Below are 11694 nucleotides of genomic sequence, written 5' to 3'. Positions count from 1 at the left end.
TCGGAACCGATCTAAGGATTTAGCACGGTTCTGCGCAAGAGCATCCGCCTCACCGCGTCGCCAGCACCACCGCGGCCAGCGTGAAGATCAGCGACGCGATCTGCCCCGGCCCCAGCGGCTCGCCGAGCGCAATCGCCGAGGCGACGACGCCGATCACCGGCACCGCCATGGTGCCGATCGCCGCGACCGAGGCCGGCAGGCGCGAGAGCGCGGCGAACCAGCTGAGATAGGCGATGCAGAACTGCACCACGGTCGAATAGACCAGCAAGGCCCAGCCGACCGGCGTCACCAGCTCGAGGTGGGAAGTTTCGAGCAGCAGGCCGGCGATGGCGACCGGCAGGCAGCCGGCGCCGATCTGCCAGGCCGCAGCCGTGACCGGCGGCAGATGGATCGGGTATTTCTTCAAGAGCACCGTGCCGAGCGCAAAGCCGGCCGCGCCGACCAGCGCCATGATGATCCCCGGCAGCTTCGCCTCGCTGGCGGCAAAGCCGTTGCCGCCCATGATCGAGCCAAGCCCGACAAAGGCCATCGCCAGCCCCAGCGTGCGCAGCAAGGTCGGCCGCTCGCCCAGCACCGGCCAGGCGATCAGCGCGGCCCAGACCGGCATGGTGTAGGCGATCAGCGCCGCTTCGCTGGCCGGCAGCCAGAGCAGCGCCAGCCCCATCAGCACCATCCAGCCGGTGACGTTGAGGACGGCGGCGATCAGCAGCCGCGGCCAGATCTCCCTGGCCACCTTCAGGCTGTCGCCACGGACCAGCGCAAGCGCCGCCAGCAGCATCGCCCCGAGCACCCCGGTCACCCCGCGCAGCGTCAGCGGCGGCAGCTCGGCGATCAGGAACTTCGTCACCGGCCAGTTGAAGCCCCAGCCGATCGAGGTGATCGCGAGGAACATCAAGCCGGCCGGGGCGATGCGCGCTCGCGCATCCCGGCGGGTCGAATCAAGCATGTGGGTAGTCCGGCAAAAGGAAGCCCAGCTTGGCGCGGATTCGCGGGCTCCACCACCACCTCAGCGGGCATGCCTGCCCTCACCGTCCGTAGCCCTACGTGAGTCCCACCTCCGCAACCCCGTTGCCCAAAAATATACCTGCCCTGTGAAGAGCGGGAGGAAGCCTCCGGAACATCACGGGATGCAAATTTTTTCAGTTGGGAATCCCTGAGGACTCACTGATACTTGCCTCCACAACAGGCGCGGGCTTGCCCCCTGTTATCCCCCACTGTCCACCATATTTAGTATTTGATTCAGGAACTCGCACTAGTTCTTGACGGGCGCTTTGGAGAGTCCTAGCTTCCGGTCCGTTCGGCGCGAGTGAGTTTGCGTCCCGCCGGCACTCCCCCAAAGGGTCCGCAAAACTGCACTCCGCCAAGCCAGACGAAGGCAGCGGGATGAGGGCTTGTCTGCCCTGTGGAAGCGGACTTTTCGGGCGCCAGAACGGGCCGGCAACAGGCTCGGATGGCATCGGTAGACGTTGTGTCGTTGTGGGGCGTTTGAACGCATGTCGGTCTCATCCCCTTGGGGGCGGATGTGGCCAGGCATGCCGGCGGATGAGAGGTGCTCGCACCCGACATCCCCGGGAAAAACAGGGCCGGAACCACCGGCTGAACTGCGAAGCTTTCCAGGCCATTTGGGCCGGACGGATTCGCGAAATGAAATAGCGGCCCGGGCGCCCCAGCGGAGGCAGTCCGGCATCAAAGGACGGGGCAAGACCATGCGGATTGAGCGGCGCCACACCACTTCGGGACAGTCACCTTACGCCGGGATCGATTTCCGGCTGACCACGTCGGAGATCAGGAATCCCGACGGCTCGGTCGTGTTCAAGCTTGAGAACGTCGAGGTGCCGACCGAATGGTCGCAAGTCGCCTCCGACGTGCTCGCCCAGAAGTATTTCCGCAAGGCCGGCGTCGCCGCGCGCCTGAAGAAGGTCGAGGAGGAGTCCGTCCCCTCCTTCCTGTGGCGCTCCGTGCCCGACACCGAAGCCCTTAGCCTCCTGCCCGAGAAGGAGCGCTATGTCAGCGAGCTCAGCGCCAAGCAGGTGTTCGACCGCCTCGCCGGCTGCTGGACCTATTGGGGCTGGAAGGGTGGCTACTTCACCTCCGACGCGGACGCCCAGACCTTCTACGACGAGCTCCGCTACATGCTGACCATGCAGATGGTCGCGCCGAACTCGCCGCAATGGTTCAACACCGGCCTGCACTGGGCCTATGGCATCGACGGCCCCGGCCAGGGCCACTATTACGTCGACCCCTTCACCGGCAAGCTGACCCGGTCGAAATCCTCCTACGAGCACCCGCAGCCGCACGCCTGCTTCATCCAGGGCGTCGGTGACGACCTCGTCAACGAAGGCGGCATCATGGACCTCTGGGTCCGCGAAGCCCGCCTGTTCAAGTATGGCTCCGGCACCGGCTCCAACTTCTCGCGCCTGCGCGGCGAAGGCGAAAAGCTCTCCGGCGGCGGCCGCTCGAGCGGCCTGATGAGCTTCCTCAAGATCGGCGACCGCGCTGCGGGCGCGATCAAGTCGGGCGGCACCACGCGCCGCGCGGCCAAGATGGTCGTCGTCGACGTCGATCACCCCGATATCGAGACCTATATCGACTGGAAGGTGAAGGAGGAGCAGAAGGTCGCGGCTCTCGTCACCGGCTCCAAGATCAACCAGAAGCACCTCAAGGCGGTGCTGAAGGCCTGCGTCAATTGCGAAGGCTCGGGCGACGATTGCTTCGACCCCGAGAAGAACCCTGCCCTCCGCCGCGAGATCAAGCTCGCGCGCCGCAGCCTCGTGCCTGACAATTACATCAAGCGCGTCATCCAGTTTGCCAAGCAGGGCTACAAGGACATCCAGTTCGACGTCTATGACACCGACTGGGATTCGGAAGCCTATCTCACGGTCTCAGGCCAGAACTCCAACAACTCGGTCTCGCTGAAGGACGATTTCCTGCGCGCTGTCGAAACCGACGGCGACTGGAATCTGGTGGGTCGCACCACCAAGAAGATCACCAAGACGCTGAAGGCGCGCGACCTCTGGGAAAAAATCGGCTACGCCGCCTGGGCGTCGGCCGACCCCGGCCTGCACTTCAACACCACCATGAACGACTGGCACACCTGCAAGGCGTCCGGCGACATCCGCGCCTCCAATCCGTGCTCGGAATACATGTTCCTGGACGACACGGCGTGCAACCTCGCCTCCGCGAACCTGCTGACGTTCTACGACATCCCCTCCAAGCGCTTCGACGTCGAGGGCTACGAGCATCTCTGCCGGCTCTGGACCATCGTGCTGGAAATTTCAGTCATGATGGCGCAGTTCCCGTCCCGCGCGATCGCCGAGCTCTCCTACGAGTTCCGCACGCTCGGCCTCGGCTACGCCAATATCGGCGGCCTCTTGATGACCATGGGTCTTCCTTACGACAGCAAGGAAGGCCGTGCGATCGCCGGCGCCCTGACCGCGATCATGACCGGCATCACCTACAAGACCTCGGCCGAGATGGCGTCCGAGCTCGGCACCTTCCCCGGCTACAAGAAGAACGCCGCGCACATGCTGCGCGTGATCCGCAACCACCGCCGCGCCGCCCACGGCCAGTCCAACGGCTACGAGGCGCTCAGCGTCAACCCGGTGCCGATGGACCTCGTCGCCTGCCCGCAAGTCGACCTCGTCAGCCATGCGCAGGCCGCCTGGGATGCGGCGCTCGAGCTCGGCGAGCAGCACGGCTATCGCAACGCCCAGACCACTGTCATCGCGCCCACGGGCACGATCGGCCTCGTCATGGATTGCGACACCACCGGCATCGAGCCTGACTTCGCGCTGGTGAAATTCAAGAAGCTCGCCGGCGGCGGCTACTTCAAGATCATCAACCGCGCGGTCCCCGCAGCGCTGCGCGCGCTCGGCTATCGCGAAGCTGATATCGCGGAGATCGAGGCCTACGCCGTCGGCCACGGCTCGCTCTCCAACGCCCCCGGCATCAACGCCTCGACGCTGAAGTCCAAGGGCTTCACCGATGAAGCCATCGCCAAGGTCGAGAAGGCGCTTCCGACTGCCTTCGACATCAAGTTCGCCTTCAACAAGTGGACCTTTGGCGAGGATTTCATCCGCGACCAGCTCGGCATCGGTGCCGAGGCGATCGCGGCCCCCGGCTTCGACCTCCTCCAGGCGGTCGGATTTACAAAACGCGAGATCGAGGCGGCCAACGTCCACATCTGCGGCGCGATGACGGTGGAAGGTGCTCCGCACCTCAAGGCCGAGCACTATCCGGTGTTCGACTGCGCCAATCCCTGCGGCAAGATCGGCAAGCGCTATCTGTCGGTCGAGAGCCACATCCGCATGATGGCGGCAGCCCAGCCCTTCATCTCGGGTGCGATCTCCAAGACCATCAACATGCCGAACGACGCCACGGTGGAGGACTGCAAGTCCGCCTACATGCTGTCGTGGAAGCTGGCTCTGAAGGCCAACGCGCTCTATCGCGACGGCTCGAAGCTCAGCCAGCCGCTCAACTCGCAGCTCATCAGCGATGACGACGACGAGGACGATGCGGTCGAGAGCCTCTACGAGAAGCCGATGGCCGCGCGTGCCACCCAGGTCTCGGAGAAGATCGTCGAGAAGCTGGTCGAGCGCATCATCGTGATGCGCGAGCGCGAGAAGATGCCGGATCGTCGCAAGGGCTACACCCAGAAGGCGGTCGTCGGCGGCCACAAGGTCTACTTGCGCACCGGCGAATACGACGACGGCCGTCTCGGCGAGATATTCATCGACATGCACAAGGAAGGCGCAGCGCTCCGCTCCTTCATCAACAATTTTGCAATCGCGGTCTCCCTCGGTCTGCAATACGGCGTGCCGCTCGAGGAATATGTCGACGCCTTCACCTTCACCCGCTTCGAGCCGGCGGGCCCCGTGCAGGGCAACGACAGCATCAAATACGCGACCTCGATCCTCGACTACGTCTTCCGCGAGCTCGCGGTCAGCTACATGTCGCGCTTCGACCTCGCCCATGTCGATCCGACCGAGTCGAACTTCGACGCGCTCGGCAAGGGCGTCGAGGAAGGCAAGGAGCCGGACGAGCAGAACCACCAGGCCACCCGCCTGGTCTCGCGCGGCCTCACCCGCTCCCGCACCGACAATCTGTTCGTGATGCGCGGCGGCTCGGCTGCGGTCGCGCAAGGCAACGACAGCGCGCCCTCCGGCGGCAGCAAGGTCACCGCCCTCGCCGGCCACGGCGCAGGCCGTGCCGGCGACGTCCTGGAAGGCGCGGTCGCGCTGAAGCAGGAAGTGGCCCACGACCTCTCCCCCACCGAGAAGCTGGAAGCCCTCCAGTGGAGCAAGGCCGGCAGCGCAGCGACCGTCGCGGCTCCCAGCAAGGCCGAGCGCCGCGCGGAAGCCAAGGCCAAGGGCTACGAAGGCGAGATGTGCAGCGAGTGCGGCAACTTCACGCTGGTGCGGAATGGCACCTGCATGAAGTGCGATACTTGCGGAAGCACGACGGGGTGTTCGTGAGGCGATAAAACGTGCCGCATGCGGTCCTCTCCACAATAGCTTGACTACAAGGAAGGGGGCGATCGCTAGATCGCCCCCTTCTATTTACAACCGAGGCGAGTGCCCGCTAAAATACGCGTAACAAGTTCACGTCCAGTCAAGAGCAAGTGCAGACCCCGCTCTCGCTGTCGAACGGACCGCTTCATTGGCATGACAGTTGTACACGAAACTTGTGAGACTTGGGCGGATGACCTACTTCGGCGAGCCGATGACGCTCGATTCTTGAAATCTTTTCTCTTGAACCGCGTTGCTGAACGCGCTGAAGCAAAGCGCCCAGTCTCGTACGTACTGAACATTGACGCACAATGGGGTCAGGGGAAATCATTCTTCCTTTCTCGGTTCGCGAGAATGCTACGAGATGACAAATATCTCGTTGCGGAAGTAAACGCTTGGCACGACGATCATGCGGATGATCCTCTACTTTCTGTAATGGATGCCATTGATCGAGCCGTTGCACCTCTCGTCGAGCGCGAGCAGCGCGCTCGGGATCGATGGAACGAAGCTAAGAGAACCGGCGCCGCCATCGCAATAGCGGTAGCCAAAGGAGCAACGGTCCAAGTCGCAAAGAAACTTATTGGCGACGGCCTCGAAGAGATAGGCACGATCCTGTCAACTAACTTGCCACCCGATTCAGCAAAAGCGGGAGAAGATTTGGCGAAACGCCTTGGTGACATTGTCGATGAGCAAGGCAAGGCACTTCTGGCAAATTTCCGCGAGGGAAGGAGAACAATTGCTCGATTCAGAGAAAGTCTAGATGACTTTCTCAAAGAGGCCGCCTCCAAAGGACAGAGCTTACCACTGTTTGTTTTCGTTGATGAACTGGATCGGTGCCGCCCCCCATTCGCCATAGCCATGCTGGAGAGGATGAAGCACCTCTTCGAAATTGACCAGGTAGTCTTTGTAGTCGCAACTGATACTACACAGCTCAGCCATTCCGTTGGTGCCGTGTACGGTGGAGGTTTCAACAGCCAAGGCTATCTCTCGCGCTTCTTTGATCGCACATACTATTTCGAACGCGCATCCAAGAAAGGCTTTCTTGAGAATCTCTTTTTGCAGACGCGCCTGAATTTGGAAAAAATTTCGCTACCACCCGCTGTCGGCTTGGCTGCCTACTTGAGTGACGGATTTGATTTCTTCGGGTTGTCTCTTCGAGACATTGAACAAGTCTACGATATACTGCGTAGCGTAGTAACTGTTTGGGATAACCGCCTCAAGTTGGAGATGAGTGTCTTATTTCCGATAGCAGTAGCTCATCAGCAGAGATACGCATTACCACTGGATGGCCACAATTTTGCTGCTGCGCTCGTTCGACTCGCTCAGAAACTGGGTGGAACCGAAACTTGGACTGTACGTTTTGGTTCGCCTGACTTCGGTCGACCGCCTGAGCTCGTCTCTGCGGGTTCGTTGGCTGCTGAGTTCATAAATCAGTCGGACAGAGGCCTTCACGACATCAATGTCAATGTAACGGCCATACATGCACGATGGGTCGTTCAACGATTGTCTGACGAGTTTGCGATTGCACACGGGAATCAATATGCGACTGGTACTGCTCCAATGTCAGTCATACGACAATATCCGGAGATCGTACGAAGCGCAGGTCGCCTGTCGCCTCGTCCATCTTGAGGCGAGCAATGCGTATAGCCCCTAGGATGGGCGGAGCGAAGCAATACCCTTCCTTAATCGCGAAGCAAAGACAGTTTGGCCGTCCAAGTTAGGGGCGGACCAAGCAAGGCAAGCGATGCTCCTCCGTTGCGCATTTGGGACGACGCGAGCGTTTAACCTCGGGAGAAGGGAGGCGAAAACCCAATGCAGATCTTGATAGCCTGTGTTGTCTTGATGTCCGCAACAGTTACGGCCCTGATTTCCTCACTTGGAGAGGAGCGCTTTCTAAAGTGGGTGTCCACACTCGGACCGGCGATTTCCAGCCTCGCTCTAATTGTCGCACTGGGACAATTTAACCTTGCAAAAGAGACAAACGAGAGGGCGCTGACTGCCTACGTCGGAATAACATCGTACAAATTTGACCTGCAAAGGCGCTTGTTGATTCTAGAACTCACCAATGGAGGCCAGACGCCCGCTTTTGACGCAACAACTATCCATAATTCAATGTACGGCCCTGGCAGAATAGAAGTCTCGAAACACTTCGATTTCAAAGATCTTCCCCGGGTCGGACCAGCATCAAAAATAATGCTGATCCCAAGACAGACAACCCCAATGTCCTTGTCGCTCACGGCGGAAACCGTTGAATGGCTAGAGCGAGCAAGACGCGGAGAAGGAACAGTCCTGCTGTACGGGCATATCGACTACACCGATACCTATCGTCGTCAACGCACTTGCCAATTTGCGCTTATCACTTCGCCGGACCTTGCATTCGAAGAAAGCGGCGGAGCTGTCTTGCTCGACCGTCACAACAGCTGCATCGACGGAACGAGTTGATCAAACACGTGCTAGATTCAGTCGCTCCGTCCGACTGATCCGCGGATTCCGCTCGCGTTTGGTGGGCGGCGTCAATTAAGTGCACTGTCGCCGCAATCGCAAATTTGTTCCAGCTTCGGTGCTCATCAACACCCCGCCGCCGAAATTTCCTTTGCGGTCGAGCCCTTCCCTCCTAAACTCCGACTATCACCGGCATGGTTTCCGACGGCCCCGGTAGCAGCGGAGTCAACTTATGCCCAAACCGGAAAGCTTCCCGATCGAGAAAATCTTCGTTCCCACGAAGCTGAAGAAGACCCTCAGGCCCGAGAGCGTCGCGGAGATCGCGGAAAGTATGCTGGACATCGGACAGCAGGAGCCTATTTCCATCAGGCTCGACGGAGACCGCCTCGTTCTGGTCGAGGGACTGCATCGGTTAGAGGCCTGCAAGGCGCTCGGCGAGACGACCATACTCGGCGTCCTGGTGCCGGCCGAGCTTGCTCAACCCAAGCCGCTGCTCGCCGAGCGACCCGAGGTCGAGGCAGAGCGCATCAAGATGGCGCGATTGAAGCAGCTGCGCCTGGAGAAGGAAGCCGCAGAGGCATCGACGTCTGCCTTGAGGGGCGCTGGCGCAACGGAAGCGTCGCGCGCCCGTTCGGCGAAAGGCGTCCGCGACAATGCGAAGGCATCACCGGGCCGGGCCGCGAAATCGGCGCCGAAATCATTGTCGGCCTGGATCAATCAGCAAAAGGGCAGCGGCGAACGCTATTGATGGGTCGAAAACCTACTCGACCTTCACGCCCGTCTCGTCCACGATCTTTTTCCAGAATCCGGTCTCTTCGACCAGGATGCGGGAGAAGTCGGCCGGGCCCTTGTTCACGACGTCGAAGCCGACCTCGGCAAGGCGCTGCTGCGCCGCCGGCTGTTGCAGGAATTCGCTGATCGCCGAGTTGATGGTCCCGACCACGCTGTCCGGCGTCCCCTTCGGCGCCATGACGCCGACCCAGGTGTCACCCTGGATCTCCGGGAAGCCCTGCTCGATCATGGTCGGAACATCCGGCAGCAGTTTCGAGCGGGTCTTGCCGGTGACCGCGAGCGCGTTGAGTTGCCGCCCCGCAATCATCGGTCCGGCGGAGGCCATGGTGGTCCACCCGATCGGCACATGGTTGCCGACCACGGCCTGAACCGCAGGGCCTGCGCCTGGAAACGGCACGCCGACGATATCGAGCTTCTGCGTCACCCTGAAGCGCTCCGCGAGAAGATGCGCCTGGGTCCCGACGCCGCCATGCGCGTAATTCTGATTGGACCGCGCTTTCAGGTAAGCCACCAATTCCTTCGCATCCTTGACTGGGATCGAGGGATTGGCGGAGACCACATGCGTCGAGGAGACCGACAGGTTGATGGCGACGAAATCCGCGATCGGATCATATGGAATGTTAGCGAAGACCGACGCGTTGACCGCATGCGTGCTCAACGCGAACAGGATCGTGTAGCCATCAGGCTCTGACCGCGCAGCCTGGACTGTTCCGCGGTTGCCGGTCGCCCCCGCAATGTTCTCCACCACGAAGCGCTGTCCAAGCTTTTCCGACAGATACTGGCAGGCCAGGCGCGCATAGACATCGGCGGTGCCGCCGGGCGCGAACGTGACGATGGCGCGCACCGGCTTGTCAGGATAGGCCTGCGCCGACGCGATCCGCGGCGCGGCCAAGAGCGCTGCGGAGCCACCGACAAGCCCCATGAACCGCCGGCGGCCGATCATGGTCTTCTGTCCAGGCGACGATGTCTTGCTCATCCTGTGCTCCATTCCGTCACGCGTGAGACACGCGTCAAAACCCGTTCAACGCGGCAATCTCGTGCCGATCCCCTTGGCGCGTGCCGCTTCATAGATGAAAGCCGCGGCCGCGACATCCGCGAGGCCCGCGCCCGAAAAGATCAATGCATTGCGCTCGTCGCGCGTGGTGCGCCCGGCGATGCGACCGGACACGAGATCGGCGATATCGCCGGCGAACGGTCCGTCGTAATTCAGGATTCCCTTTGGACCGGCGGTGCTCTGCTCGCGGTCGTCGGTCACGGTGCGATCGAAGGCGGCAAGACTGTCGCGTCGCCAGCCGAAGCCGAGATCCACCGACGAGACGAAGGTGCCCGGCTCGACCCAGTTGGCGTCGAGTTGTCGATTGGTCGGCGAACCATGCGGAACAGAGCTGATGACGATGTCACAGCCTTCGATCGCCGCGCGCGGATCGGACACGGCGCGCGCCTGCAGGCCTTTCTCGCGGGCTTTGGCGGCGAATGCCTCGGCCGTTTCGAGGCGGCGACTGAACGCAACGACCTTGGTCAACAAGGGAAACGCCGCGGCAAACACATCGAGATGGCTTCGCGCCTGGGCGCCGCACGCCAGAAAACCGATCGTGCCCGCATCGGCGCGCGCCATGGTGCGCGCCGCGACGAGCGAGATGAGCGCGGTGCGGATCGCCGAAATCCAGACACCGTCCATGATGGCCACCGGCCGTCCGGTCTCGATCTCGTTGAGAACGATCAGCGGCATGAAGTCCGGCACGCCATTGCTGTTGCCGGGGAAATAGCCGAACCATTTGAAAGCCGCATAGCCCGGGCGATCCATCACCGCGCCTTTGCCGCGGAAGATGTTGGCCCCGCCTGCGCTGATCGTGACCTTGGGATGCGACCAGACCCCGCCTTCCGCGCGGCGAAGGAAGGCATGCCGGAGTGCGGCCTCCAACTCGCCGACCTGCGCATCGCATGCGACGACATCCGCCTGCGACAGATACAGCAGCTCATCATCCGCAAGCTTCAGCGTCATGGCACCGCCTTCGCAGCGAACCCGCTCAACCAATCTATCGCAACTGCCATCGCCGCACGCATCTGATCCATGTCCAACTATTCCTGTATTCAGATAAAAATTCAATGCTGCCTTCTAGGCAATCGGGTCCTGAAATCTCATGAAATGCGGGCACTTCTGAAGGGAATTTGAGCGCCGCGACGTTTTTTTAGCCACGCCCGCGCCGCGACAAAACGTCATGGAGCCGCTCGACCCGTCCTGCGACTTGGCGATTCCGATCGCTCGCAAGTGATCCCCGTAGCCTGGATGGTGGCGCGCACCTACTGGCGCTGGCGGTTGAGCCTCAATCCGCTCGCGATCTACCGGCCCGCCTCCAGCGCCGTCGGCCTTTACCAGATGACCGATCCGGCTTTCGCCGACGCCGCGCGGTTCTGCGTCCGCGGGAACGCGGTCACGGAGACCGGCTGCGGCTTCACCAACCTTTACGTCCGCGCGATCCCGAGCCACGCCATCGAGCTGGCATCGGTGTATCTGGATCGCAATGTGGCCGACACACTCGCCCGCGCGGGTGACGTGAAGGCAAGCCGCGAGCAGAAGCAGGATCTGGCCACCTTCATCCATCTCTGCGGCGCCGGTCCCGCCACGGCCTATGCGCGCCGCAAGTTTCAGATGATCGCCGACGAGCGCTGCGGCGATCATCTCGTCGCAGGCTATCTTGCCAGGGTCAACGCGATGAAGCGGCAGTTTTTGCGGCTGGCGGCGGATGACGGCGATTAGCGTCGCGACAGCCTCTTCAATTCGAAGAACGCCCTTATGGATTCCGCAATCTCTGGGCGATACCAACGCTGGATGGCATCGCCTCGCTTTCTCAAGTGCGTCCCCGCAGTGAGGACGCTTCGATCCCTCCTGGGGGCGGTCCTGCTCGTATGCACGGCCGTGTCAGGCGCGAGCGGCCAGGCCCTGATGCGGGGG

7 protein-coding genes and 1 pseudogene are annotated in these 11694 nt (G+C 61.8%); 5 read left to right on the top strand and 3 right to left on the bottom strand.

What is annotated here, in order from left to right:
* Positions 1-49: 49 nt before the first annotated feature.
* Positions 50-946: a DMT family transporter gene (locus AC1RR3_RS29890; protein WP_492827394.1), complete on the bottom strand. Its 897-nt coding sequence runs from the start codon at positions 944-946 to the stop codon at positions 50-52.
* 760 nt (positions 947-1706) lie between these two features.
* Between AC1RR3_RS29890 and AC1RR3_RS29885 the strand changes: the two genes are divergently transcribed.
* From AC1RR3_RS29885 to AC1RR3_RS29870, 4 genes are all read left to right on the top strand, one after another.
* Positions 1707-5474, top strand: coding sequence for a vitamin B12-dependent ribonucleotide reductase (locus tag AC1RR3_RS29885; protein WP_492827392.1), 3768 nt, complete (start codon positions 1707-1709; stop codon positions 5472-5474).
* A gap of 261 nt (positions 5475-5735) precedes the next feature.
* The gene (locus AC1RR3_RS29880; protein WP_492827390.1) at positions 5736-7136 is read left to right on the top strand and encodes a KAP family P-loop NTPase fold protein; all 1401 of its coding nucleotides are present in this window, start codon (positions 5736-5738) and stop codon (positions 7134-7136) included.
* Between the two features lie 183 nt (positions 7137-7319).
* A complete protein-coding gene (locus AC1RR3_RS29875) occupies positions 7320-7949 on the top strand; it encodes a hypothetical protein (protein ID WP_492827388.1) in 630 nt (209 codons plus the stop codon).
* A gap of 232 nt (positions 7950-8181) precedes the next feature.
* Positions 8182-8697 (top strand): ParB N-terminal domain-containing protein, encoded by a 516-nt coding sequence (locus AC1RR3_RS29870; protein WP_492827387.1) that lies wholly within the window; start codon positions 8182-8184, stop codon positions 8695-8697.
* A gap of 12 nt (positions 8698-8709) precedes the next feature.
* Here the strand turns inward: AC1RR3_RS29870 and AC1RR3_RS29865 are convergent, their stop codons facing one another.
* On the bottom strand, positions 8710-9717 hold the full coding sequence (locus tag AC1RR3_RS29865; RefSeq protein WP_492827385.1) for a Bug family tripartite tricarboxylate transporter substrate binding protein: 1008 nt from the start codon (positions 9715-9717) through the stop codon (positions 8710-8712).
* A gap of 45 nt (positions 9718-9762) precedes the next feature.
* A complete protein-coding gene (locus AC1RR3_RS29860; protein WP_492827383.1) occupies positions 9763-10743 on the bottom strand; it encodes an ornithine cyclodeaminase family protein in 981 nt (326 codons plus the stop codon).
* A 288-nt stretch (positions 10744-11031) separates the two neighbouring features.
* Here AC1RR3_RS29860 and AC1RR3_RS29855 point away from each other — a divergent pair.
* Positions 11032-11499 (top strand): annotated as a pseudogene (locus AC1RR3_RS29855) (lytic transglycosylase domain-containing protein); the annotation flags it as partial.
* Positions 11500-11694: the final 195 nt, after the last annotated feature.

It is taken from the genome of Bradyrhizobium sp. GW821-FHT13H05 (assembly GCF_058804065.1).
The sequence above is the reverse complement of the archived record's forward strand: the minus strand, read 5'-3'. Positions and strand labels throughout refer to the sequence as shown.